The organism is Actinokineospora spheciospongiae (genome assembly GCF_003182415.1).
GTDB lineage: Bacteria > Actinomycetota > Actinomycetes > Mycobacteriales > Pseudonocardiaceae > Actinokineospora > Actinokineospora spheciospongiae.
This window is the reverse complement of the sequence record NZ_QHCP01000001.1, coordinates 89509-114950: the sequence shown is the minus strand read 5'-3', so window position 1 is coordinate 114950 and position 25442 is coordinate 89509. Positions and strand designations below refer to the sequence as shown.

The following is a 25442-nucleotide window of genomic DNA, read 5'->3' as shown; positions in this document are numbered from 1 at the left end:
GTCGGCGCCGGGACCGTCATTCGCAGCCCAGGCCGTCGTTGTCGTTGTCGAGCCCGTAGATGTCGCTCCCGGTGACCCGCACCGGTCCCTGCACGTAGGCCGGACCGTTGCCGCTGCCACCCGCGCAGTCGACGTCGGAGGCCACCGGCACGCAGCCGCTGTAGTTCGGGTCGCATTTCGACGCCGGAGCGGCCTTCTCGGCAGGCGGCGGCGCGGCCGCGGTGGTGCGCTTGGTCGTGGTGGCGGGCTTCTTGGTCGTGGTGGCGGGCTTGGCCACCGTCACGGGCGGCTGCACCGGGGGCACGGCGACCGGGGCGGCGACGGTCGTGGGAACCGGGGCCACCGTGGTGGTGGTGGCGGTTGTCGTGGGCGCTGCGGTGGTGGTGGTGGTGGTGGTCGGCGTGGCGGAGGTCGACGTGGCCACGGAAATCCCGGCCGCACCGCCGCCACGCGCGTCGCCACCACCCGAACAGGCGGTGACGAGGGCGACCACGGCAACGAGCAGACCCGTGACGACAACCGGGCGGCGGAAACCGGAGAACGCACGCCACCGGGCGGCCCGGCGGCGCGGGAGCACACCCCGGTACTGCTCCTCGGCGACCGACACGGCCACCTCGCCCGACATCATGGCCTGCTCGGCCGATGGGTTCTGCATGTGACCACTCCAGACGGACGTGCGGTGTATGCCCCCCTACATCGGCAACCCCCGCCACGCGTTACCGAACCCGCCTCGATTTCGGAAAAGCGGCCCGGTTGGTGATCCCCCGACCACCCACCCGCACCGCCACCCCCGCACCCGACATGACAGTTCCAAAAGGACGCAACACCCGTCCGCAACACTCCAACCGACACGGACAGGGAGGCAATCGAGGCCGAACACGTTCCCACACAACAGGTTCGAAACAGACCGACCCGGCCACCCGAACCCCCAAGGGCGCAGCAACAACCAGCCACCCAACAAACCGCCGGCCTGGCGAGCGACCGCCCGGGTGGATGGATGCGCTCGCCCAACCGACCACCCCGAAAACCGCCAGCCCGGCTACGGCCCTGCCGGGCGGGTGGATGCGCTCGGCCAGCCACCCGGCCACCCCGCAACCGCCAGCCAGCCAGCCACCACGAGAACCGGCGGCCCGGCTACGGCCCTGCCGGGCGGGTGGATGCGCTTGGCCAGCCACCCGGCCACCCGGCCACCCCGCAACCGCCAGCCAGCCAGCCACCACGAACCCCACCGGCGCAGCGGCCCAATCAGCCACCCCGAAAACCGCCGCCCCGGCTACGGCCATGCCCGGGTGGGTGGATGTGTTTGGCCGGGGGTGGCGATCATGTGACAGCCTGCCTGGGCGGTGGGGCATCTTTTCAGCCCCACCCGGTCACACTGGAGCACATGATCGCCATAGGGGCCCCGGCCAAACACATCCACCCAGCCGGGCACCACCAACAAACGACCGGCGCTTGAAGCAGGCACCAAAGACCGAGCACCACCCACAAGACCGGGCTCGAAGAGCACCACAAGCGGATCTCCCGGCGCACCACCGAGAAAGACGCGACCTAGCAGGAACCGCCCTCCAGCGCGGCCACGTCGGCCACGACCCGGCAGGCGTTCTCCCCGGGCGCCTCGGTGGCGAGCTTGCGCAGCAGGTCCCGCAACTGGTCGCGTTCGGCGGGGTTGAGTGGGGCCAGCACGTGGTCCTCCGCCCGGCGCAGCGCCTCGGTTGCCTCGGCGAGGCGGGCCCGGCCCGCCTCGGTGGCCGAGAGCAGGCGGGCCCGGCGGTCGGCCGGGTCGGGTCGCCGCTCGACGAGGCCGGAGCGCTCCAGGTCGTCGATCAGGTAGGTCATCACCGTGCGGTCCACGCCGAGCCGGTGGGCCAGGGCCAGTTGGCTGGAGGGTTCGCCCTGTTCGGCGGAGGTCAGCACCTGGTAGCCGCGGGGGCCGCCGGGCAGCCCGGCCAGCGCTTCGCCGGTGGCGCGCAGGTACCCGCGGAAGACCGAGCCCAGAGCCCAGCCGAGATCGGCTTCGACGGCGGGGGTGTGCACGGTCCCATCCTACGGGAGGGGACCCGCCGAAGGGTATGGTCTGTGGAGACGATAGTCTGTAAAACAGAACATCTAATCCGCATCGCAACCTTGGAGTGGACATGGGCCTGTTCCGGCTCGACAGCAGCATCCGCCAGGAGGGCTCGGTCAGCCGCGCCGTCGCCGACTCGCTGGAGGCGGGCTGGCGCGAGGTGCACCCCGGCGCCGAGGTCGTGCGGCGCGACCTGGGGGCCGACCCGCTCGGCGCGAGCACCTGGGCCACCGCCCTGGGTGCCGGGCAGACCCCGGAGGACCAGCGCACCGCCGAGCAGACCGCCGCACTCGCCGAGGTGACCGCGAGCGCCGACCAGCTCGCCGCCGCCGACGCGGTGGTCATCGCCACCTCGCTGTACAACTTCGGGGTGTCGCAGCACCTCAAGGCGTGGATCGACCTGCTGATCCTCGACCCGCGCTTCGGCCCGGGCACCCAGCCGCTGGCGGGCAGGTCCGTCGCCCTGGTAGTCGCCCGCGGCGGCGGCTACGGCGAGGGCACCCCGCGCGCGGGCTGGGACCACGCCACCCCGTACCTGGTGCGCATCCTGCGCGACGTCTGGGGCGCGGAGGTCACCGTGGTGGCCGCCGAGCTGACCCTGGCCGAGGTCAACCCGGCCATGGCCGAGCTGATCCCGCTGGCCAAGGAGTCCGCGGCCGCCGCGCACGAGCTGGCCACCGCCACCGGCAGGTCCTTCGGCGAGCGCGCCGCCGCCTCCGTCTGACCGGCACCGCCCGACCGGCGCGCGGGGTGCCCCGCGCGCCGGTCAGGGTCCACTGTGGACCAATGCCGCCCACAGCTCGGGGCGGTTGGGGTACTTGCCCCGCAGGGTCCTGGTCACCGCGTGCAGCGCCTCGGCCGCGCCGTCGGCGGTCGGGCCGTCGGGCAGGTGGTGGTGGAAGGCCCGCGCGACGTAGGTGGCGACCTGGTCGTTGAGGTGCCACAGCCCGGCGACGACGTGCCGGAACCCGGCCAGCACCACCGCCGAGGCGAGGTGGACCGACTCGTCGGCCTGCCCGCCCGGGGCGGTGGAACACGCCGCCAGGTAGGCCAGTTCGGCGTCGGGGCGCAGCCCGGTGAGCCCCGCCACCGGCAGCGGGCCGTCGGCCAGGCGCAGGCCGCTGCGCGCCGGGACCTCCGGGTCGCAGACCGCGTGGCAGGCCAGGTGCGCCCACGTGGCACCGGACAACGCGGCCAGCACGCCCTCGGCGGTCGCGTCCCGGTCGAGCAGGTGCGGGGCGTCCGGGTGCGGGTCGGCGCCGGGCAGGTCCGGCAGACCGGGGGTGCGCGAGAGCGCCACCACCACCTGCTCGCGCACCGTCGCGGTGGGCCGGGTGCGCGCGTCGACGAGGGCGCGCAGCGTCGGCGTGTACGACGAGACCACGCGCTCCAACGCACCCGGCTCCCCCGGCGGGCCCGCGGCGTGCAGCGGCAGCAGACCGAGCAGACCCGTCGGCGACCACCAGACCCGCGACACCCCCTCGGGCAGGGCACCCAGGACCGGGCCGACGACCGCGGTCCACAACCACGCCAGGTGCGCGCTGATCACCGCCTGCCTGCCCGGACCGTGCGCGTCGAGCAGTTCCGCCGCCCGCACCGACACCTCAGCCCGGGTCAGGTCCGGCAGCCGCACCACCACCGGCTCCCCCGCCGCCCCGACCAGGACCGCGTCGCAGCGGCGGCTGCCCGCGTTGACCAGCACGACCACCCCACCCGCCGGGCGCAGCTCGGCCAACCCCGGCGGGAGCAGGAACCGGGAAAAGCCCTCGTGCCGCCGGATCTCCGCCAACAGCGCCTCGTACCGCGCCCACAACCGCCCGCGGCCCTCCACCTGGTCCGCCGACTCCGCGAACCCCAGGTCGTCCCGGAGGCGGTGGAAGCGCTCGGCCACCTCCGGGTGCGCGCGCTCCAACTCCGCCAACTCCGACCGACCACCCAGCCGGGCGGCCAGCAGGACCCCACGCCCGTGCTCGGCCACCTCCACCGCACCGGCCGCGTCCCCCACCTCGCAGTGCGCCGCCACCGCCTCCGACACCACCCCGGCGCACTCCCCCAGCAGGCGCTCCCGGTCCCGCGGCCCACCACCCCCCGGAGCCACCGACGGCAACAGGGCCACCGCCGCCCCCAGCGACCGCACCGCGACCTCGTGATCACCCATGGCGTAGGCCAACTCCCCCACCGCCCGGTGCGCGCGAACCCGATCGGCCGGGGTGCCGGTGGCAGCCGCACGCGCCCCCTCGGCCAGGTCCCGCAGCAACACCGGGGTCACGCTGTGGTCCCCCGCCTCGAACGCCCGCAGGTACGCCCGACCCAACCGGGCCAGCACCGGCGCCCGCCCGCCGTGCCCGACCGGGATCACCGCGAGCACCTGCCGCAGCAGCGCGATCGCCCGATCCAGGTCCGCGGCGCTGCCCGACCGCGCGTACCGCGACTCGTACTGGGCGGCCAGGTCCCGCAGGAACACCGGCCGCGCCGGGTGCTCCTCGGCCGACGCCGCCAGGTGCAGCAACCGGATCGCCGCGGCGGCGTCGGACTCCTGCCCGCTGTGCCCGAACCGGCTCGCGTGCAGCGCCGCCAAGTCCGCCAGCAGCACCGGCTGCCCACCGCCCGAAGGCGGGGTCTCCGCCGACGCCGCCGCCAAGCACCGCACCCCCCGGTCCAGGTCGGCCACCGCACCGGCGCGGTCGAAGCGCGCCCGGTAGGCCGACCCCAGGGTCGACAGCAACCCCGGCCGCTCCCGCCGCCCGGGCGGCAACGCCGCCACCGCCCCCTCCAGCAGCTCCACCGCCCGATCCAGGTCCGCGGGCACCCCCGTCAACCGGTACCGCTTGCGGTGCGCGACCCCCAACCCGGACAACCACCCCGGCCGGTCCGGGTGCCCGGCGGGCGCCGCGGCCACCGCCGCCCCCAGCACCTCGATCCCGCGGTCGAGGTCGGCCTCGACCCCGGTGTGCTCCCACCGCTCCAGGCGCACCACCCCCAACGCGGCCCACTGCTCCGCCACCCGCGGCGCACCGTCCGGTGTGGACGCCACCGCCCGCTCGTGGCTGTCCACCGCCCGGTCCAGGTCGGCCGGCTCCCGATCGCGCCAGTACAGGTTCCGGTGCGCCGCACCCAGCATCCCCAGCACACCCGGCTCGTCGAAGTGCCCACCGGCGAGCGCCTGCCCGAGCACGTCGACCTGCCGGTGCAGCTCGGCGGTGTCCCCCGTCAGACCGTAACGCGCCTGGTGCACGCGGGCCAGGTTCGACAGCCACCCCGGCCGGTCCGGGTGCTCCCCGTCGGCGGCCACGGCCGCCTCGATCGCCTCCGCCGCGAGGTCGAGGTCCCCGACGGACCCCTGGCTCTCGTACAGCCGCAACGACGCCAACCCGAAGTTCGCCGTGAACCGCGCCCACTCCGGGTGCTCCGCGGGCAACCGCCCCAACGCCGAACCGAGCAGCACCACAGCCGCCTGGAGAACCCCCCGGTCATCGGTGTGTCCGGTGGCCAACAACAACCTGGTCCCCGTGTCGGCCTGCACCTGCGCATCCGCCTCCGCACCGATCATCGACCGCAGCGCGGCGGGAACGGTCGCACCCGCGGACGCGATCGGCGACAACCGCAACACCGCCCTGGCCAACTCCACCACCGCAGGCAGCCCCGGCCCCAGAGCGGTGTGCCTGCAATAGGCCAACCACCCCAACACCAGGCTCGCCGCCGCCCGCCGCTCCTCCTCCACCCCGCTCACCCGACCCGGGTCCGCGGGCTGGGCCGCACCCCACAGCGCGTCCGCCTCGGCCTCCACCGCCGCACCCAACACCACCGCGGCGTCGTCCGGGCCGTCGTAGCGCCGCACCCGGGCATCAACCCGGCGCAGCAACTCGTCGAAGTCCACGATTCCCTCGCCCGTGGGACCTAGGCCTTCCCCGGCCGCGCGGGCCGGGTACCGGTGGCGACCAGGTCGTAGTCGTACGCGCTCATCACCCGAGCCTGGCACACTTCCAGCCCACCGGTACCCCCGCACAACACATCACCCTGGCCCGGTTCGACAACCGTTATGGTCGGCGCGTGACTGTGACAGCGCGGAGCGTGGTGGCGGGCGGACTGGAATTCGGGCTGCTCGAAGCCGGATCAGGACCACTGGCCCTGTGCCTGCACGGCTTCCCCGACACCGCCCACACCTGGCGCCACCTGCTGCCAGCCCTCGCCGAACAGGGCCACCACGCCGTCGCCCCGTTCCTGCGCGGCTACGCACCCACCGCCATCCCCACCGACGGCGCCTACCAGGTCGGCGCCCTCGCCGCCGACGCCAACGCCCTGCACCACGCCCTCGACGGCACCGACGACGCGGTCCTCATCGGCCACGACTGGGGCGCCTTCGCCGCCTACGCCGCCGCGAGCACCGGCCGCTGGCGCAAACTGGTCACCCTCGCCGCACCCCCCGCCGGGGCCTGGAACCACAGCTACGAGCAGCACAAGCGCTTCTTCTACTCCTACCTCTTCCAACTCCCCGGCGCCGAACGCGCCGTCGCCGCCGACGACTTCGCCTTCCTCGACGGCCTCTGGGCCGACTGGTCCCCCGGTTACCCCGCCGCCGACGACCTCGCCGAGGTAAAAGCCGCCCTCGCCGACCCCCGCAACCTCACCGCCGCCCTCGGCTACTACCGGGCCCGGATGAACCCCGACCTGCACCAACCCCGCTACGCCACCGAACAGGCCGCCACCGAACGCACCCCCGACACCCCCACCCTCTACCTGCACGGCGCCGACGACGGCTGCATCCTCCCCCCGGACCCGACCACCACCCAGGCCCTGCTCTCCCCCGGCTCCAAGGCCGAGGTCATCCCCGGCGTCGGCCACTTCCCGCACCTGCAAGCCCCCACCGACATCAACCGGCGCATCCTCGACTGGCTGACCTGACCCCACCCCACACCCGCGCCGACCGGTCGGCGATGTCGACGAACGAACCGACCAGCGGACTCCGGTTCCCCACCGCCCAGGCCACCACCAGCGAACTCGGCGGCATGTCGGCCAACGGCACGCAGACCAACCCGACAGGCAGGGCGTGGCCCAACGGCGCGACCCCGACCGAGCCGTTCCACAGCACGGCCTGCACGCACTCGTTGACCGTCCGCACCACCGGACCCGCCAACCGCCCCCCAACCGGGGTCGCCCCGTTCCAGAACGCACCCCACACCGGGTCCACGCCCTCCGGCAACTGCGGCCACGGGCGGTCGGCGAGGTCGGCCAGGCACAGGGTGTCGCGGCGGGCGAGCGGGTCGTCCGCGCGCAGCACCACCCCGGTCGGGTCCGACCGCAACACGCGCGAACCGATGCCGGTGTCGTCGAAGGGGGTCCGGGTCAGCGCCACATCGGCCAGACCGGTGCGCAACCCCGCGGTCGGATCGGTGAAGTCCGCCTCCCGGAACCGGATCGACACCCCGGGGTGGCGCTCCCGGAACGCCTCCACCACCCGCGTACCCACCTCGGCCGCACTGTCCGCGAGCATGCCCACGGTCAACGCCACCGCACCCGCCGCCGCCACCCGCCCACGAGCCCGCTCAGCCCGCTCCAACAACGTGCGCGCCTCCGCGTACAGGACGTCCCCGGCGGGCGTGGGCTCGACACCGACCGCCGAACGGAGCAGCAGCACGACCCCCAGGTCGGCCTCCAACTGCCGGATGGCCCGACTCAGCGGCGGCTGCGTCATGTGCAACCGGGCAGCCGCCCGACCGAAGTGCCGCTCCTCGACGAGGGCCACGAAGTAGCGCAGCAGGCGAAGCTCCATCACCAGCGACAATACCAACGCGGTATCGGCGGTGCGGGATCGGTGTTGGACGCCCGCCACCCCCGACCACCAAGGTCAGGACATGGCCTTCGAACCCCTCACCCACGACCCGGCCGTCACCACCACCGACGCCCGGGAAATCGCCGACGACCTGGTGGTCATCCCCAACCGCGGGGTGGAACTGGTGCCCAACATCGGCATCATCGGCGGCAGCCACTCCATCCTGGTCGTCGACACCGGCCTGGGACCGCGCGCAGGCACCGACGTGCTCACCTTCGCCACCGAGTACGCCCGGGGCCGCAAGATCCACCTGACCACCACCCACTTCCACCCCGAACACGCCTTCGGCGCCCAGTCCTTCGCGGGCGAGGCGACCTACCTGCTCAACCGCGCCCAAGCGGCGGACCTGGCGGACAAGGGCCCGGCCTACCTGGACATGTTCCGAGGCCTCGGAACACCGGTCGCCCGCCGCCTCGAAGGCGTCGAACCGATCACCCCGGACACCGTCTACGACAGCGCACACGACCTCGACCTGGGCGGCCGGACCGTGCACCTGCGGGCCACCGGCCGCGCCCACAGCAAGGGCGACCAGGTCATCTCCATCCCCGACGCGGGCGTGCTGTTCACCGGCGACCTGGTCGAAGCCGGGCAGTTCGCGATCTTCCCCTGGTTCCCGCCGTACGACACCGACGTCTCCGGCACCCGCTGGATCGACGTCATGGGCACCCTCATCACCACCACCCCGGACACCGTCGTCCCCGGCCACGGCGACATCTCCGGCCCCCGGGTGCTCGACGAGGTCCGCACCTACCTCGAATTCCTGCGCGACGAAACCTGGCTCCGACGCGACTCGGCCGTGAGCCGGGAGACGATCGTCGCGGAGGTCTCGGCCCTGGCGATCGAACGCCACCCGGAATGGGTCGGCCGCGACTGGATCGAGAAGGGCATCGACTGCTTCTGCGCCGAACACCCGTGACCCCCGAGAACGCGGCACCTGCCTCAGCTCGGGTACAGCCAGGCGGGGTCCCATCTTCGCATTCGTCCACCTCCTACCCGGATATCGTTCCCACCACGTTTCAGGCTCTGAAATATCTTGATAGGAGATAGCTTATATTTACCTCCGAGAACTTGCGACGGCCGAGGGTTGGGGCATCCGGGGTACGCCGGGGGAAACCTGGGTGAATGGCGGGTGCGCGCCTTGGTCCGGGCCGAACCCGTTGGCACCATGCCGGGCATGAGACGTACGGGCTGGGCTGTGGTGGTGGCGGCGCTGGCGGCGGGGCTCGTGGTGGCGCCCGCGGACGCGGCGCCCGGGGAGCGGCGTGGGTTCGACCTGCAGGCGCACCGGGGTGGGATCGGGCTGCGGTCGGAGAGCACGCTCAGCGCGTTCGGCAACGCCCTGCGGCTGGGGGTGAGCACGCTGGAGTTGGACGTGCAGATCACCGCCGACGGGCAGGCCGTGGTGACGCACGACCGCAAGGTGGACGGGAACAAGTGCGCCGACACCGAACCGGGGGCGCGGTACGTCGGCCACTACGTCAAGGACCTGACCCTGGCGCAGGTGCGCACGCTCGACTGCGGGTCGAAGCGGCTGCCGAACTTCCCCGGCCAGGTCCTGTCGCCGGGTTCGCGGATGCCGCTGCTGAGCGAGGTGTTCGCGCTGGCCGCCCGCCACCGCGCCGACGACGTGCGGTTCAACGTGGAGACGAAGGTCGAGGCGGGCGCCCCGCAGGAGACCGCGCCGCGCGAGCAGTTCGTGCGGGTCACCGCGCGGGTGATCGCCGAGGCGGGCGTGGGTGACCGGGTGTCGGTGCAGAGCTTCGACTGGGGCGCGCTGATGCGGATGCGCCAGGTGTCGCCGAAGCTGCCCCTGGTCGCGCTGACCAACTTCGACTTCCTGCAGACCGGGCAGCCCGGCCGCTCGCCGTGGTTGGGCGGGCTGGACGTCGACGACTTCGGCGGCGACCCGATCGCGGCGGTGAAGTCCTTCGGTGCGAACGCGTTCTCCCCCGTGCACGGGTTCCCGCAGGCGGGCAAGGTGACCGACCCGGACTACCGGTCCTACGTCACCGCCGAACTGGTGCGGCACGCGCACGCCAACGGCGTCGAGGTCATCCCCTGGACGGTCGACGACGCCCCCACCATGGCCAAGCTGGTCGACGACGGCGTGGACGGCCTGATCACCGACTACCCCGACCGGTTGCGCGAGGTCCTGCGCGGGCGCGGTGTCGCCCTGCCCCGCGGGTACGCCTCCCCCTTCGACGTCCAGGCCCACCGCGGCGGCCGGTCGGTGCGCCCGGAGAACACCCTGGCGGCCTTCGGGTACTCGCTGGCCGAGCGCGACGTGTCCACACTGGAACTGGACACCGGCATCACCCGCGACAACCGCCTGGTGGTGCTGCACGACCGGACGGTCAACGGTTCGCACTGCGTCGACACCGCCCCGGTCCGCGCGGGCGACCCGCTGTACCCGTACGTCGGCAAGCAGGTGCGGCAGCTCACCCTGGCGCAGCTCAAGACCATCGACTGCGGCAGCAAGACCCTGCCGGAGTTCCCCAGGCAGCAGGCGGCCCCCGGCCAGCGCATCCCGACGCTGGACGAGGTCTTCGCACTGGTCAGGCGTAGCGGCCGGACCGACATCCGGCTCAACGTCGAGACCAAGCTCAGCCCCACCGCCGACGACACCGCCCCCCACCAGCAGTTCGCCGTGCAGTTGGTGGCCGCGATCGAGCGGGCCGGGTTCGCCCGCCGCGCCACCATCCAGTCGTTCGACTGGCGGACGATCCGCCTGGCCCGGGCACTGGACCCGCGCATCGAAACCGTGGCCCTGGTCTGGCAGTACGGCCCGGAGGAGTGCAAGACCGCCGCCGACGAGTGCTCCTTGCAGGCGGTCTACGGCGACCCGTCGGTGCGCAGCCCGTGGACCGGCGGCCTGGACTGGTGGCGGTACCGCGACCTCGGCAAGCTGGTGAAGGCTTCCGGCGCGTCCACGGTGTCGGCCAACTGGCAGGTGCACGACCCGACCCAGACCAAGTCCCCGAACGACGACTGGTACCTGCGCACCGACCCGGCCTACTACTTCGGCCCGGACGTGCGGACCTTGCAGTCCCGGTACGGGCTCAAGGTCGTCCCGTACACCGTGAACGACGAGGCCACCATCCAGCGGGTGATCGACCTGGGCGTCACCGGCGCGATCAGCGACGACCCCGACCTGCTGATCGCGGTCGCCCGCCGCAACGGCCTGCGCTGACCCCGGGCGGGGCGGCGCCGGGCATGGCGCCACCCCGCCCCACCCGGCAGCCAGACCCAGGGTTCCGGCACCGGCAAAATCTGGTCATTCCGGTTTTCTGGAACAGTGGGTAGCGTCGTGGTCACACAGCGGTCACTCCTGGAGGAGCGGAATGCGACGCGACGACCACACCAGCGGCGATGGCACCGATCCGACAGCACGGACGGGCCTCGGCATCAGCCGTGCGACGTTCCTCAAGGGGGCCGCAGGCGCACTGCTCGGCGCAGGCACCGGGCTCGGCGGGCTCGGCGCCGCGACGGCCAGCGCAGCCGGCACACCGCGGGCCGGCTACCTCAAGGACCTCACGGGCAACGAGACGGCCCGGTTCGGCTTCCGAGGCACCGACCTCGGGTTCACCGCACGGACCAACCACGGCTACTGCATCTCGATCTTCGGCGACACCTTCGACCAGCCGGTGCCGGTCAACGTCACCGGGTGGCGTTCGCCCGTCGGGCTGCGCCAGTCGAACACCGACCTGCAGAACGGCATCCGCTGGGACAACGCCATCGGTGGCTCACGGGCCAAGGAGATGATCCTCTACCGGCACAACGATCCCGCCTACGCCAGGAACACGCCGGGGCAGGTCGTCACCGAGATCCCCAACGACCTGATCCACCTGCCCGACGGCCGCTACATCATGTCCACGTTCGGTGTGCGGGACTGGGCGATCCCCGAGCAGGGCGGCATCCCGAGTGCCGGTGGCAGTTGGCGCACCTGGTACTCCCGGCTGTGGACGTCCACCGACACCAACGCGGAGAACTGGACCACCACGTGGAACCTGGAGACCAACCGGGAGAACATGGACTACTGGAACAGCGGCGACATGAGCCTGTTCCAGAACAACACCATGATCATGTGGCCGGGTGAGAACTTCGTCTACGTCTACGGGACCAACGAGGGCCGCTGGAACGGCGGTGGCATCCACCTCATGCGGGTGCCGTGGGACAAGATGTGGAACTACAGCCAGTACCGCTTCTGGGGCGTCGACGGCTCCGGTCGCTGGGACTGGCGCCAGTACGGGCCGATCACGCCGATCATCAACGCACCGAGTCGCAACGAAGCCATCGGCGAGCTGTCGGCACAGGTCATCGAGGGGCGGGTCGTGTTGTCGTTCCTCAACGGCGGCCGCGGCGCGGTCACCCAGACGGCGACGTACCCGACGGGCCTGTGGACCGCCCCGAAGACCCACGTGACCTACGCGCAGGCCCAGAACATCTACGCGCCGATCGTGCATCCGTACTCGACGTTGGCGAACTCCCACATCCTGTTGTCGCAATGGGTCGGGTTGGAGTACTACGGCGTCCGCCAGTGGACCGGCAACATGTACGGCACCGTCGCGGCGCGTGGCTCGGTCGGTGCCACGCTGGCGGTGACGAAGGACGAGCCCGCCCTTCCCGGGCACGTCGGGCCGGTGTCGCCGCAGTGGCAGAAGCTGCCACTGGCCGAGCAGATCGCGGTACTCGGTGACAACACCGACAACCGCGTGAGCAAAGCCGACATCGCGGCGGTGACCAGGACTGCGGCGAGCGCCAACACCGGGGTGTCGGCGGCACGCCACCGAGCGGGGGCGATGGCGTCGACCGGCTAGCCTGCCACCCCGCAACCGCCGGCCCGGCGAGCGAACGCCCGGGTGGGCGGAGGTACCCGCCCAGCCGACCACCCGAAAACCGCTGGCCCGGCCAAGCAAACGCCCGGGTGGGCGGGTGTGCTTGGCCAGCCGATCACCCCGAGAACCAGCGACCCGGCGAGCCAACTGCCCGGGTGGGTGGATGTGCTTGGCCAGCCGACCACCCAACAAACCGCCAGCCCGGCTACGCCCCTGCCCGGGTGGGTGGATGTGCTTGCCCAGCCAACCACCCCCGAAACCGGCGGCCCGGCAAGCCAAATGCCCGGGTGGGTGGATGTGCTCGGCCAGCCGACCACCCAACAAACCGCCGCCCCGGCTACGGCCCTGCCCGGGTGGGTGGATGTGTTTGGCCGGGGGTGGCGATCATGTGACAGCCTGCCTGGGCGGTGGGGCATCTTTTCAGCCCCACCTGACGCACTGGAGCACATGATCGCCATAGGGGCCCCGGCCAAACACATCCACCCAGCCGGGCACACCCACCGAACGACCGGCGCTTGAAGCAGGCACCAGACCCCGGGCACCAGCCACAAGACCGGACTCCCAGCAGCTCCTAGGACACCGCAGACCGTCGATCCACAAGCGACTCATAAGCCGCAACCACCTGCGGCACCACAGCCCCGGCGAAGTACCGCCGCGCATCCACCCGCCCCGCCGCCCCCATCCTGCCCCGAACCCTGGGGTCAGCGAGCAACGAGTCCAGAGCACCCGCCAACGCCGAGGCATCCCCCGGAGGCACCAGCAGCCCGGTCACCCCATCGGTGACCAGCCCGGGCAAGCCACCCACCCGCGAAGCGACCACCGGCGTACCCACCGCCAGGGCTTCGATCGCCACGAGCCCCTGCGGCTCGGCCCACCGCGACGGCACCGCCACCACGGCGGCGGCGGCGAACGCGGCCATGATCTGCGGGTGCGGCACCGACCCGTGCACGATCACCGGCCGACCAGGACTCCCCACCAGTTCCGGTGTGTCGGCCCGGCGGGGTCCGATGACCACCAGCGGCACGGCCGCCGCCATCCGGCGGTGCGCCTCGACCAGCGGCCCCAACCCCTTGTGCTCGCCCAGCGCGCCCACGAACAGCACGAAGTCCCCGTCGGGCAGGAAGTCCGGCCGTGGACCCACCTGCGCGACCGAGTCCGCCACGAACGACGGCACGACCCGGATTCGCTCGGCGGCCACCCCGGGCAGGCACGCCCGCGCCACCGCGTCGCTGATCGGCAGGAACAGGTCCACCCCGTCCAGCCGCGTGCGGGAGAGCCCCAGCGTCAGCGCGGTCCCCTTGACCGCGCCGTAGAAGTCCTTCGCGCACCCCAGGCACTTGCGCGGCTCGGGGCCCGAGCAGGCGGTGTCCAGGGAGTCCTTGTACGTCAACGTCTTCTTGGCGCACGCGATGCCGTAGTCGTGCAGTGACACCACCAGCGACGACGACGGCGGCAGGCGCAGGGACAGGCACGAGTGCAGCATCCAGCTATGCACGTGCACGACGTCCGGGCGCAGTTCGTCGACCAGTTCCCGCAACCGGCGCACCAGGACCGGGTCGGCGACGGTGGGGTGGAACAGGTGGTTGGGGTCTGCGGAGAAGCGGCGCAGGTGCCGGGTCAGGCCGGAGAGCCTGTGGATCGTGACCGGGCCTTCCGCCTCCAGGTCGGGGGCGTCGGTTCGGCTCAGCGTCGCGACGTGCACCTCGTGGCCGCGGGCGGACAGTTCGTGCGAGAGAAGCTGCACGACCCGTTCCAGGCCCCCGGTCGCGGGGGCGTAGTTGTCGGTGACCTGGAGGACCCTCACGGCGTGGTGATCCGGCGCCAGGACACGACGACCCACAGCGCGCCGACGGTCTGCGCGCCGAGCCACGACCAGCCGACCGCGGCGATCCCCAGGCTCGGCAGCAGGAACCAGGACGCCACCAGGCTGGCCAGCAGCATCGACAGGTTGAGCCAGAGGGCGGCGCGCAGCCGGGTGGTGGCCCGCAGGACGGCGACGGCGACGTTGGTCAGGGCGTCCGGGATCGCCGAGAGCGTCAGCAGGACCAGCAGCAGGCGCCCCTGCCCGGGGTACTCCGGGCCGAACAGCGACAGCAGCAGGCCGCCGCCGAGCAGGTACACCAGGATCGGGGCGACCAGCAGCGCGCCGATGATCCGCAGTCCGCGCCGGGCGGCCCCCGCGACCGCGGCGGGGTCCTCAGCGGCGGCGGCGAACAGCGAGGTGGACACGGCCGGGCTGACCATGAAGAACACCGCGCCGAGCATCCAGGTGGCGTAGAAGTAGGCGTTGGCCTCCGGCGAGACCCTGGCCACCACGATGATCGGCAGCAGGTAGGTGCCCATCATGGCGGCGACGGTGATCAGGTGCTGGCCCAGCAGCGACGCGCGCATCTCGCGCAGCGCCGCGCCGAACCCGGGCAGGGCGGGGCGCAGCGACCGGCCGTGCGCGCTGCGGCGGAAGCCGACCACGGCCAGCAGCAGCGACAGCCCGGCCGCGGCGGTCCACGCGGTGAGGATCTGGTCGCCGGTCCCGGGCAGCAGCCACGGCAGCACGACCAGCGGGACGCGCAGGGCGGTGAACAGGGCGTTGCGGGCGAGCATCATGGTCCCGCTGCGCTCGGCCACCGCGGCGTAGTCGTAGACCGTGCCGACGGCGAAGAACACCGTGCCCAGGCAGAACAGCACCCCGCCGACGGGTCCGCGCAGCGCGGGCAGGGTGTTGAGCGCGTACCCGAGCAGCGCCACGACGAACACCCCGCCGAGCAGGCCGCCCACGGTCGCGACGGTCACGCCCACGGTCAGCCGGGAGCGCCACTGCGCGGTGGAGGTGCTGCGCGGCAGCCACTCCACCATCGCGGCGGCGGCGCCGACCGCGGCGAACAGCGCGGCGGCCTGCAGGGCGCTGGTGGCGGCGGCACCGGCACCGCTGACCGCCGGGGTGGAGGTGCGGGCGACCACGAGCCAGAACACGTACCCGAACACGGAGGTGACCACGGTGGTGGCCATGATCGCGATCGAGTTGCGCAGCATGGCGTCGGTGGCGAGCCGCTCCCGCAAGGAGACCGGCGCCGCCTCGACCGGCCCGCCCGGGTCGGCCGCGACCCCGGCACCCCCCGCGAACCCGGGGTTCTGGGCGGCCCCGGTGGTCTCGGTGGCCCCGCCGTTGTCGGTCGTCCCGGTGTTCCCCGGGGTCTCGCTGGTCTCCGGCACCGTCACGAGATGACCTCCAGGCGCAGGACGAGCGTCGCCCAGGGGTCGCGGCCGACGGAGACCCGCACGTCGTGCAGGCCGGGCGCGGTGGGGGCGGCGAAGCTGACCGACCCGCGCCGCTCGTCGACCGCGCCCGCCGCCGTGCTCGGGCCGACCGCGCCGCCGGTGACCTCGACCGGCGTGACCGTCTGCCCGGCGACGGCCACCCGGACCTCGGGGGCGCCCTCGGGCAGCGGCGAGCCGTACCCGGTCAGCGTCCACGGCACCGTCACGGTGCTGCCCGCCACCGCCCGGGGGACCGCCGTGCTCAGCGAGAGCTGCGCGTACGACTCGACCACCGGGGGCCGCATGGCGGCGGCACCGGCGACGGCACCGCCCAGCACCAGGACGGCGACCAGCGGCCCGACAGTCCGGCGCAGGCCGGTGGGCCAGGTCGGCGGACCGGCCGCGACGTGCGCGGCGCCCACCAGCAGCAGCGCCACGGCCCCGGTCCCGATCGCGATGCCCGGGGTGTCGACCGGGATGCCGAAGACCGCCAGCAGCAGCACCACGGCCAGCGGCACGAGCAGCGCCACCAGCACCGGCAGCGTGAACCGGAGGTCGTCGTCGGCAGTGTCATTCCCGGGAGTGCGGGTGCCCAGCACGAGCCGGGCGGCGCTCCAGCCCGCGACGAGGATCAGCACCGGGAACAGGACCAGGGTGCGCAGCACCACCGGCACCGGCAGCAGCGACAGGACCACCGCGGCGACGACCGAGGAGGCCAGGATCAACGTCCGGTTCACGACCCGCCCCCAATCGGCGCGTTCATCAGGAAGAAGTCCAGGTGGTAGACCCGCAGGTGCTCGGTGGTGATCACCCGGGTGGCCCAGGGCACCCGGTCGAGGCGGGCCAGGTTCTCCTTGGGGGTCGCCTGGCCGATCAGCGGGTCGGTGGGGCCGTAGTTGTCGCCGATGAAGGACGGCTCCTCGGCCATGCGCGTATCGACGACCAGGTAGTCGTAGCCCGCGGCGCGCATCTCGGCGGCGAGCTGCGTGCTCGGCCCGTCCGGGGTCTGGGTGAGCTGCCAGGCCGGGAAGCCGACCGAGGGCGCGGCCACGTCCAAGCCGCCGTAGGCGACCAGTTGCAGCGCGGTGTACCGGTCGGTGATGACCCGGACCCGGCCCGCCCGCGCGGACAGCTCCTCCCCCACCGTGCGCGCCTCGGCGCTGGCGGAGTTGGTGTCGGTGCCCCAGCGGAACGGCCCGGGGAAGCGGTACGGGTCGTTGAGGCCCGCGCCGACGTTGCCCACGAGCACGACGACGAACAGCGCCATCAACACCCACCCGCGCCCCCACCACCGCACCGGTCGGCGTTCCCGCCAGCGCAGGACCATGAAGGCGGCGATGAGCGCGATGCCCAGGTAGCTGAACGCCCACGACCGCCGGGCGCCCTCGGCGCCGGAGGGCGCCAGCAGGAACAGCACCGACGGGAAGTACACGAGCCCGAACGCCATGAGCGCCAGCGTGTCCGCGCGCCAGTCCTTGAGGACCTTGCGCAGCGCCAGCAGCGCGGCCAGGCACACCAGCCCGACGATGACCGGCGACAGCGCGGTGAGCCCGCGCTCCCAGAGCGGTTGCGGCGACGGGGCCAGCACGACCCGCCCGGTGTCCTCCTGGGACGCCATGCCGCTGAGCTGCTCCACCGACCCGCCGAAGTACGGCGACAGGTAGGTCAGCGTGGGCGTGGCGACGAACAGGACCCAGGCGACGGCCACCAGCACGGTGCCGCCGAAGAGGACCAGCCACACCCCGGTGCCCTCGGCGGTCTTGGACCGCCACCGCCGAAACGCCACGATCGCCGCCACCCCGCCCAGCAGCAGCACCAGGAACAGCGTGGTCAGGTGGTGGGTGGCCACGCAGCCGCCCACGCACAGCAGGGCCAGCGCCAGCGCGGCGGTCCGCCGCCGTCCGCTCGACCGGGCGGCGATGCTGCCCAGGGCGAGAATCCACATGAAGAACGCGACCGCGATGCCCTCGTAGGCGTACTGGGTGTCGAAGTACATCTCCGACGGGTTCAGCGCGTAGACCACGGCGGCCAGCGCACCGGCCGCGGCGGACCTGAGGTGCACGCGCGCCAGCACGACGACGGCGAACAGGACCAGCACGTGCGCGGTGAACAACACGAGCTGCCCGGAGGACCACACCGACAGCCCGGTGAGCCGCTGCACGGCGGCGGTCAGCCCGGAGGTGCCCGGGTAGTACTGCACGATCGGGATGATCGAGTTGGGCTGGAACAGGGTGCCGGTCGAGAGCACGTCCACGGCTTCGCGCCAGTGCGCGTACTCGTCGTGGTAGGCGGGGGCGCCCGGGTTGCGCAGGAACTTCGGCACGTAGGTGAGCACGCCGAGCAGGGCGACGCCCCAACCGGCGGCCACCCGGTCGCCGGTGGCGATCCGCGCGGTGACCGGGACGGCGGCCAGCAGCATCCCGAGCCAGAACACGCCGTAGCGGATGTTCGGGTTCCCGCCCTCGGCGGCGAGCCGGTAGGACAGCCCCACGACGAGGATGCCCACCGCGGCGGCGCCGACCACGGCGGGCCACGACGTCCAGCGGGCCGGGGGGCGGGTGTCCTGTGTGGACGCGGCAGTGCCCGGGGTGTCCGCGGGGGCCTGCGTCGGCGGGTGGGTCGAGGTGGTCACACCGCCGCCGGGGTGGTCCGGGCCGCGGCGGTGAGCGCGGTGGTGAGCCGGTCGACCGCGGCGGTGGTCGCGGCCCACGAGTGCGGGTCGGCGAAGCGCTCCGCGCGCCGGTCCGGCAGGTCCAGCAGGGCGGCGCGCAGCGCGGTCACGTCGTCGGGGGGCAGCAGGACCGCGCCGGGGTAGTCGGCGACCGCCTCGACCAGGCCGCCGACGGCGTAGAGCAGCACGTGGATGCCGCCGCTCATGGCGATCTGCAGCGGGCCGCTGGCCGAGCCGCGCCGGTAGGGCAGCACGAGGGCGTCGGCGTCGGCGAAGAACCGGCCCGCCTCCTCGTCGCTGACGTAGCGGTTGACGAAGGTGATCCGGTCGGCGTGCGGGCTCGCGGCGATCAGCTCGGCGGGCTTGGTCCAGCCCTCCCAGGTCTCCCCGACCACGGTCAGGGTGAACCGGGCGGCGTCCTCGGCGGACAGGGCGTTGAACGCCGACACCAGGTCCTCGACGCCCTTGTAAGGGCGGATCAGCCCGAAGAACAGCAGCCGGGTCACGTCGGCGTCGGTGGCGGGGGCCGGGGGCAGGTGGTCGTACGGGCCGTGCGGGGCGATCTCGACGGCGAGGTGGTCCAGCGCCGCGCCGTAGGTGCCGCGCAGCAGCTCCAGGTCGTGCCGGTTGTGCACCAGCGCGCCGGAGGCCTTGGCCAGCAGCCGCGGCATCACCCGGCGGCAGTAGCCCGCCACCAGCGGCACCGACGCCTCGCCGGTGTCCTGGGTCTCGTGGAACTCCAGCACGACCGGCACCCCGGCCTGCCGGGCGGCCCTGGCCAGCACCAGGTAGGTGTGCAGCGTCGCCGCGGTCCACCACTGGAGCACCAGCACGTCCGGGCGCTCGCGCTTGAGCCGCCGCACGACGGCGCCCAGCTCCGCGCCCCAGTACCAGTCGACCTCACCGGCGACGCGGACCCGCTCGTCGTAGCTGAGGCTGGTCAGGTCATCCCCGGTGCGCTTGCCGCCGGGGTAGAGCCGGGCCGGGATCAGCTTGCGCAGCAGCACGACCGACACGTCGTGTTCCTCGGCGAGCGCGTTGGCCAGCCGGCAGGTGTAGACCGACAGGCCGCTGAGGAACTCGAAACCCGGCCCGACCAGCCACACCCTGCGCCGCTCTCCCACTTCTCCGTTGCCTTTCGGTGGTGCGCCCGCTCAGATGGCGAGCGGGGTCTCTTCGCTGGTGGCCGTGACCGCCCGCGGCGCGTCCAGGTCGACCGCGTGCGGGACGACCGGCGCGGGGACGTGCGGGGTGTTGGTGGCGGTGGCGTAGGACAGCCCCTGCGGGTGCCGCTCGGTGCGGACCTTGGCCAGGATGGACAGGCAGCGCACCCCGTCCTTCCAGTTGATCTTCTTGCCGTCGGCCACCGAGCGGCCGACGTAGCTGACCGGCACCTCGAACGGGCGCACGCCGCCGCGGATCAGCCGGGCGGTCAGCTCGGTGTCGAGGCCGAAGCCGTCCTCGGTGAGGTCGAGCGCGCGGAAGTCGGCGACCGGCAGCAGCTTGAGGCAGGTGTGCATGTCGGTCAGGCAGGAGTCGTACATCAGGTTCGCCGCGAGGGTGAGCGCCCGGCCGCCGACGGCGAACCGGAACGACTGGTAGCGGGTGTTGAGGCCGAAGACCCGAGCGCCGAAGACGTGGTCGGCGCGACCGCGCAGGACCGGTTCCAGCATCGCCGGGATGTCCCCGGGCGAGTACTCCAGGTCCGCGTCGAGGATGATCATGTGGGTGCCCTCGGCCTCGCGCACGCCGGAGCGCACGGCGGCGCCCTTGCCGAGGTTGCGCGGGTGCTCGACGAGCCGCAGGCCCCGGGGGGTCAGTTCGCGCAGGATCTCCGGCGTGTCGTCGGAGCTGCCGTCGTCGACGACGATCAGCTCCACCGGGCAGGGGTAATCGACCGACAACACGCGCTCGATGGCCGATCTGATAGTGGCGCTCTCGTTGTAGACCGGCATGACGATGGAGAGGCGCACCATCAGTTCTCCCAAGTCTTCTGACAGGTGGGGACGAGCTACGGACAGGATTTCGCAATCATCTTGTCCGCTGTTACTCAAATGGGCCAAACGTGCGCGGTTTCACTCTTTTGGCCTCACCACGCGTCACCACCCGAAGGTGTAACACAGCGTAACTTGAGGGACATCTAACTACACACCGTTCATCAACTCCCCGCTGAGAACAGTTTCTGTGCCCGAGTGACACAACCTGTCCGGGTAACTGTTGCCAAGTAACATCACCCAGTGCACCCGACCTGACAACGCCGTGAAGAGCGCTGATCCACTGTCCACACAGCACTGGACAAATCATGAACAACTTTCCGGAGTGCGGTCGAGGGCATTTGTAGTACCCTTCGCCCGGAGAACATGAATCGCGCCTGGCTCCCGCGCGTTCGCAAGTACGAGATGTCGGGTTTCCGCCTGCTTCACCTTGCGCTCCCGCGGTCCCCCGCTTTGTCGTGAACTCCACCCCCGGTCGGAAGGAACGCGCTCCGTGTCGGTTCGCCTGTTCGCGGCGGCATCCGCCGCCCTGTTCGCGCTGTCGGGGTGCGCGGCGACCTCGACCGCCGCCGCCCCCGGCGAGCGCTACTACGTCTCCGTCGGCGACTCCTACGCCGCGGGCTACAAGCCGACCGGCGCCGACGGCGGCGGCACCTCCACCGACGGGTTCGCCTACCGGGTCGCCGAGCAGACCGTCGCGCACGGCCTGCCGATGCGGTTGGCCAACTTCGGCTGCTCCGGCGTCAGCACCGCGCAGTTGCGCACCGAGCCCGGCTGCGCGCCCACCGCGCTCGCCCCCGGCGCCCCGGACTACGGCGGCCTGTCCCAGGCGCGGGCGGCGGTGGAGTTCCTGTCCGAGAACCGCGGGCGCGTGGGCCTGGTCACCGTCGTGGTCGGCGGCAACGACGTGCGCCCCTGCCTGCCGATCGGCGCGGCCCCCCGGCCGGACGCCATCGACTGCGTCACCGCCTCGGTCGAACGGCTGCGGACCGACCTGGCCGCGGTGCTCGCCGAACTGCGCGCCGCGGCCGGACCGGACGTGCCGATCGTCGGGGTGAGCTACCCGGACATGCTGCTCGGCTACTGGGTGACCGCGGGCGCCCCGGGCCGGGACGTCGCCGCGGCCTCCGTCGGGGTCTTCCGCGACCTGGTGAACCCGGTGCTGCGGGCGGAGTACGCGAAGGTCGGCGCCGAGTTCGTGGACGTGACCGAGGCCGCCCAGGGCTACGTGCCGCTCACCCAGACCACCTCGGTCCCCGGTTACGGCACCGTCCCCACCGCCGTCGCCGCCGCCTGCCTCTACACCTACTTCTGCCGGTACGGCGACGTGCACCCCACCGCCGACGGGCACCGGCTCATCGCGGAGCACGTCGTGCGCGCGGCCCACATCGCATGACCGCGCCGCTGCGGGTCACCCTGGTCACCCCCGGTTTTCCGCCCGAGCGCGGCGGGGTCGAGGCGCACACCGGGCACCTGGCGCGCGAGCTGAGCGCGCGCGGGGTCGACGTGCGGGTGCTCACCGCGCGCCGCGGCGTGCCGCGGCCGGTGCTGGAGCGCCCCGGCGGCATGCCGGTGCGGGTGTTCCCGGCCTGGCGCACCACGGTCATGTCGATCTCGCCGCGGCTGCTGCTGGCCGGGTTGCGCGCCGGTCGGGGCAGCGACGTCGTGCACGTGCACAGCTACCACGCCGCCTGCGGGTTCGCCGCGCTCGGCGGGTTCGCCCGCCCCGTGGTGTTCACCCCGCACTACCACGGCGGCGGGCACAGCAGGCAGGCCTCGGCGCTGCACGTGGTCTACCGGTTCGTCGGTCGGCTGCTGTTCCGGGCGGCGCGGGCGGTGGTGTGCGTGTCCCGGGCCGAACGCGACCAGCTCGTGGGCGACTTCCCGGGAGCCGCGGACCGCGCGCACGTGGTGCCCAACGGCGTCGACGTGGCGGCGATCCGGGCAGCGGAACCGTTCCCGGACCAGCCGCGCACGGTCCTGAGCCTGGGCAGGCTGGAGCCCTACAAGCGGGTGGCGGCGCTGCTGCGCGCCCTGCCGCTGCTGCCCGCCGACGTCCAGGTCGTGGTCGTGGGCACCGGTTCCCAGTCCGACGAGCTGCGCGAGCTGGCCGCCGGGCTCGGCGTCGCCGGGCGGGTGCGGTTCACCGGCGGCGTCGACGACCACGAGGTGCACCGCTGGCTGCGCACCGCCGCGGTGCTGGTGTCGCTGTCGGAGCACGAGGCGTTCGGCATGGCCCCGGTGGAGGCCGCCGCGGCGGGCGCCGGGGTCGTGCTCAGCGACATCCCCGCCCACCGCGAGATCGCCGCCGAGCACCTGGGCGGGGCGGCGCGGCTGGTCGGACCCGAGCCCGCCGCGGTCGCCGCGGCGGTCACCCAGGCGCTCGCCGAGACCCGGCGGGACGAGGCCGACGTGCCGGACTGGGGGCGGATCGCCGAGGAGACCCTGGCGATCTACCGGTCCGCGCTCCGTGGAGAGGACTGACCATGACCGACAGACCGCGCCCGCGCCGCGTCGGCCCGCTCGACCGCCCCTGGCTGCACCAGCGCTCGGTCCTGCTGGTCACCCCGGTGGCCACCGACGTCGAGGCCATCCGGGCGGCGCTGCTGCGCTTCACCCACCTGCACCCGGACTCGCCCGTCTCCTCCCGCCTGGACGAGGCCACCGGCCGCTGGCTGCCGGTGCGCGCGGGCGACCGCGCCGAGCACGTGGCCCGGATGGTGGTGACCGCCCCCGACCCGGACCCCGAGGACCTCACCGGGTACATCAAGGCCCACCTGGCGCCGCCGCGCGACCTCCCGGTCCGCCTGGTGGTCAGCCCGACCGCGGTGCTCGGCGACATCAGCCACGCCGTCGGCGACGCGTCCACCTTCACCCGGCTGCTGATGGCGGCCACCCGCGGCGAGGGCCTGGACGAGCTGGCCGCCCGCACCCCCACGCGCACCGTGCTGCACGCGCTGCGCGCCGGGCTGCGCACCCACCGCCGGGACTGGGTCGACTACGTGCGCCACCGCACCGCTCCCCCGGTCGCCGCGGCCACCACGGCCCCCGAGCGCACCCGCCCCGACTTCACCGGGGCGGTCATCCCGAACCCGGCGCTGCGCGAGATCACCCGCTGGCGCAACACCCACGCCAAGGGCATCTCCATCACCAGCGTCCTCACCAGCATGACCCACCGCGCGCTGGTCTCCCACGGCGTCCCGCTCAACGGGGACGGGCTGTGGGCGCTGATCGACGTCCGCGGGATGCTCGGCCCCTCGGACGACCCGCGGTGGGGCAACCTGTCCAAGAGCCTCTACCTGCGCACCGACCTGGGCGACCCGGCCGCCGTGGAGGCCGCGATGAAGCAGGCGCGCGACACCGGCCGCGCCCTGCCCGCGCTCGCCCTCGGCTCGCTCATCGGCGCGGTCTCGGCCACCCCGAAACCCGCGCCCGCCCTGGCCCCGCGCCCGGACAGGGTCACCCTGACGTTCAACTCCATGCCCACCCTGCCCGGCCTGGCGGACATGCCGTGGCTGGACACGGGGACCAAGCGCTTCTTCGGCTTCAGCCCCTCCTACGGCCCGGACGGCATCACGGTCTTCGCCATCCGCACCCGCGACCACATGGAGCTGACCGCCAGCCACGACGAGAACGTGGTCAGCACCGAGACCGTGGACAAGGCGCTGGCCGCCCTCGCCGCGCCCACGGCCCTGCTGGCCGACATGGCGGGCTGAACCGCCGGTCGGGGGGAGCGGTACGCCGCTCCCCCCGGCCGGGTCAGGCCTCCTCGACCGACTCCTCCTCCAGCGGGGCGGGGTCCTTGCGCCACTTGAGCTTCACCTCGAACTGGCCCTGCACCCCGGTCCGCGCGATCACCGCCCCGACCTCGGCGTCGAGCTTGATGCCGAACTTCAGCTCGATCTCCTCCGGGGGCCGGGTCATGGTGGTGAACTGGGCCAGCGCCGCCACCGCGGCGTCGCGCACCTCGGCGAGGGCGCCGTCGAAGCCGGTCTTGGCCTCCAGCAGCACCCGGGGCAGCCTGCCCGCCCGCTCCACCCCCGCCCGCCCGTCCACCTCGACGAGCACGGCCCCGCCGCCCGCCAGCGGGAACCTCGCCAGTTCCGGGTTCGACTCCGTCATACCGCCACTCCTCGTCCCTCGCCGGTGCCGCGCCGGGGGCGTTGTCGCCGCGCCCCCGGACCGGCCGAGCACCCGAGCACGATAGACGACCAGGTCGAGGCGCGATCGGGATTCAGCATCCGGTCCACCCCGCCGGAAGGCCGTTCGGCCCACCGCGGTACCGCTGATCGCGGACGACTTCCGGGTCTCTCGACCGGTGCGGCGGCCCCGGCCGGGCCGCTAGCGTCCGGATCATGGTCCGACACCCCCTGACGTCCGAGGAGCGCGAACGCGGCAGGCGACTCGGCTCGCTGCTGCGGGCCGCGCGGGGAAACCTGACCCTGGCGGCGATCGCGGAGCGGGCCGGGCTGCCGAGCGAGACGCTGCGCAAGATCGAGGCCGGGCGGATCGCCGGGCCGTCGTTCTTCACCGTGGCCGCGATCGCCGCGGCGCTGGGCCTGTCGCTGGACCGGGTCGTCGCGCTGTGCGCGCTGCCCGGTGCCGAGCCGCTGCCGCAGCCCGCGGCGGTGGCGTGGGCCTGGCCGGGCGACCCGCCGAGCCCGGCCACCGCCGGGTCGGTGCGGCGCCCCGCCTGAACCCGGCCCGACAAACCGAGGAGTATTCGAGCTGCGACGATCGGGTGAGCTTCGTGGCCCAGGTCACTGCCGTTCCGGTTCGGGTGCCACCCTCG

20 protein-coding genes and 1 pseudogene are annotated in these 25442 nt (G+C 73.2%); 10 read left to right on the top strand and 11 right to left on the bottom strand.

Annotation, left to right across the window (positions count from 1 at the left end):
* Positions 1 to 16: 16 nt before the first annotated feature.
* Both DFQ13_RS33435 and DFQ13_RS00490 read right to left on the bottom strand, forming a co-directional pair.
* Positions 17 to 655, bottom strand: coding sequence for a hypothetical protein (locus tag DFQ13_RS33435; RefSeq protein ID WP_181399832.1), 639 nt, complete (start codon positions 653 to 655; stop codon positions 17 to 19).
* Between the two features lie 893 nt (positions 656 to 1548).
* The gene (locus DFQ13_RS00490; RefSeq protein ID WP_110078379.1) at positions 1549 to 2034 is read right to left on the bottom strand and encodes a MarR family winged helix-turn-helix transcriptional regulator; all 486 of its coding nucleotides are present in this window, start codon (positions 2032 to 2034) and stop codon (positions 1549 to 1551) included.
* Between the two features lie 101 nt (positions 2035 to 2135).
* Between DFQ13_RS00490 and DFQ13_RS00485 the strand changes: the two genes are divergently transcribed.
* Positions 2136 to 2789, top strand: a complete 654-nt coding sequence (locus DFQ13_RS00485) for an FMN-dependent NADH-azoreductase (RefSeq protein ID WP_035279142.1) — start codon at positions 2136 to 2138, stop codon at positions 2787 to 2789.
* 42 nt (positions 2790 to 2831) lie between these two features.
* Here the strand turns inward: DFQ13_RS00485 and DFQ13_RS00480 are convergent, their stop codons facing one another.
* Entirely contained in the window at positions 2832 to 5942 is a 3111-nt protein-coding gene (locus tag DFQ13_RS00480) for a CHAT domain-containing protein (RefSeq protein WP_110078378.1), read from the bottom strand.
* Positions 5943 to 6115: 173 nt separating this feature from the next.
* Here DFQ13_RS00480 and DFQ13_RS00475 point away from each other — a divergent pair, with 173 nt between their 5' ends.
* Positions 6116 to 6967: an alpha/beta fold hydrolase gene (locus tag DFQ13_RS00475; RefSeq protein ID WP_219994183.1), complete on the top strand. Its 852-nt coding sequence runs from the start codon at positions 6116 to 6118 to the stop codon at positions 6965 to 6967.
* Here DFQ13_RS00475 and DFQ13_RS00470 read toward each other — a convergent pair.
* Positions 6936 to 7835 carry a LysR family transcriptional regulator gene (locus tag DFQ13_RS00470; RefSeq protein ID WP_110078376.1) on the bottom strand — a complete coding sequence of 300 codons (900 nt, stop codon included), beginning with the start codon at positions 7833 to 7835 and terminating at the stop codon, positions 6936 to 6938. The genes DFQ13_RS00475 and DFQ13_RS00470 overlap by 32 nt on opposite strands.
* A gap of 82 nt (positions 7836 to 7917) precedes the next feature.
* Between DFQ13_RS00470 and DFQ13_RS00465 the strand changes: the two genes are divergently transcribed.
* The 4 genes and pseudogenes from DFQ13_RS00465 (at position 7918) to DFQ13_RS00455 (ending at position 12712) form a co-directional block, all read left to right on the top strand.
* Positions 7918 to 8811, top strand: a complete 894-nt coding sequence (locus DFQ13_RS00465; protein WP_110078375.1) for an MBL fold metallo-hydrolase — start codon at positions 7918 to 7920, stop codon at positions 8809 to 8811.
* 258 nt (positions 8812 to 9069) lie between these two features.
* Positions 9070 to 10083 (top strand): annotated as a pseudogene (locus DFQ13_RS34635) (glycerophosphodiester phosphodiesterase family protein); the annotation flags it as partial.
* Positions 10069 to 11085, top strand: coding sequence for a glycerophosphodiester phosphodiesterase family protein (locus DFQ13_RS34630; protein ID WP_267897631.1), 1017 nt, complete (start codon positions 10069 to 10071; stop codon positions 11083 to 11085). The pseudogene DFQ13_RS34635 and the gene DFQ13_RS34630, both read left to right, overlap by 15 nt.
* 151 nt (positions 11086 to 11236) lie before the next feature.
* Positions 11237 to 12712: a DUF4185 domain-containing protein gene (locus DFQ13_RS00455; RefSeq protein WP_110078373.1), complete on the top strand. Its 1476-nt coding sequence runs from the start codon at positions 11237 to 11239 to the stop codon at positions 12710 to 12712.
* Positions 12713 to 13301: 589 nt separating this feature from the next.
* Here DFQ13_RS00455 and DFQ13_RS00450 read toward each other — a convergent pair.
* The 6 genes from DFQ13_RS00450 to DFQ13_RS00425 are packed head-to-tail and all read right to left on the bottom strand — an operon-like array spanning position 13302 to position 20632.
* Positions 13302 to 14534 carry a glycosyltransferase family 4 protein gene (locus tag DFQ13_RS00450; RefSeq protein WP_146240983.1) on the bottom strand — a complete coding sequence of 411 codons (1233 nt, stop codon included), beginning with the start codon at positions 14532 to 14534 and terminating at the stop codon, positions 13302 to 13304.
* Positions 14531 to 15946 (bottom strand): polysaccharide biosynthesis protein, encoded by a 1416-nt coding sequence (locus DFQ13_RS00445; protein WP_110078371.1) that lies wholly within the window; start codon positions 15944 to 15946, stop codon positions 14531 to 14533. The genes DFQ13_RS00450 and DFQ13_RS00445 overlap by 4 nt, the downstream gene beginning before the upstream one ends.
* On the bottom strand, positions 15943 to 16722 hold the full coding sequence (locus DFQ13_RS00440; RefSeq protein WP_110078370.1) for a hypothetical protein: 780 nt from the start codon (positions 16720 to 16722) through the stop codon (positions 15943 to 15945). Before DFQ13_RS00440 ends, DFQ13_RS00445 begins: the two co-directional genes overlap by 4 nt.
* Positions 16719 to 18617: a hypothetical protein gene (locus tag DFQ13_RS00435; RefSeq protein ID WP_146240982.1), complete on the bottom strand. Its 1899-nt coding sequence runs from the start codon at positions 18615 to 18617 to the stop codon at positions 16719 to 16721. Before DFQ13_RS00435 ends, DFQ13_RS00440 begins: the two co-directional genes overlap by 4 nt.
* A complete protein-coding gene (locus DFQ13_RS00430; RefSeq protein WP_110078368.1) occupies positions 18614 to 19780 on the bottom strand; it encodes a glycosyltransferase in 1167 nt (388 codons plus the stop codon). Before DFQ13_RS00430 ends, DFQ13_RS00435 begins: the two co-directional genes overlap by 4 nt.
* 30 nt (positions 19781 to 19810) lie before the next feature.
* Positions 19811 to 20632 carry a glycosyltransferase family 2 protein gene (locus DFQ13_RS00425; RefSeq protein ID WP_063935984.1) on the bottom strand — a complete coding sequence of 274 codons (822 nt, stop codon included), beginning with the start codon at positions 20630 to 20632 and terminating at the stop codon, positions 19811 to 19813.
* Positions 20633 to 21143: 511 nt separating this feature from the next.
* Here DFQ13_RS00425 and DFQ13_RS00420 point away from each other — a divergent pair.
* The 3 genes from DFQ13_RS00420 to DFQ13_RS00410 are packed head-to-tail and all read left to right on the top strand — an operon-like array spanning position 21144 to position 24366.
* Complete coding sequence (locus tag DFQ13_RS00420) at positions 21144 to 22046, top strand: GDSL-type esterase/lipase family protein (RefSeq protein WP_181399774.1); 903 nt, start codon at positions 21144 to 21146, stop codon at positions 22044 to 22046.
* Positions 22043 to 23134, top strand: coding sequence for a glycosyltransferase family 4 protein (locus DFQ13_RS00415; protein WP_110078366.1), 1092 nt, complete (start codon positions 22043 to 22045; stop codon positions 23132 to 23134). Before DFQ13_RS00420 ends, DFQ13_RS00415 begins: the two co-directional genes overlap by 4 nt.
* A gap of 2 nt (positions 23135 to 23136) precedes the next feature.
* Positions 23137 to 24366, top strand: a complete 1230-nt coding sequence (locus tag DFQ13_RS00410; RefSeq protein ID WP_110078365.1) for a hypothetical protein — start codon at positions 23137 to 23139, stop codon at positions 24364 to 24366.
* 43 nt (positions 24367 to 24409) lie between these two features.
* Here the strand turns inward: DFQ13_RS00410 and DFQ13_RS00405 are convergent, their stop codons facing one another.
* Positions 24410 to 24772 (bottom strand): CU044_2847 family protein, encoded by a 363-nt coding sequence (locus DFQ13_RS00405; RefSeq protein WP_035285322.1) that lies wholly within the window; start codon positions 24770 to 24772, stop codon positions 24410 to 24412.
* Between the two features lie 233 nt (positions 24773 to 25005).
* Here DFQ13_RS00405 and DFQ13_RS00400 point away from each other — a divergent pair, with 233 nt between their 5' ends.
* Complete coding sequence (locus DFQ13_RS00400; RefSeq protein ID WP_063935985.1) at positions 25006 to 25347, top strand: helix-turn-helix domain-containing protein; 342 nt, start codon at positions 25006 to 25008, stop codon at positions 25345 to 25347.
* Positions 25348 to 25442: the final 95 nt, after the last annotated feature.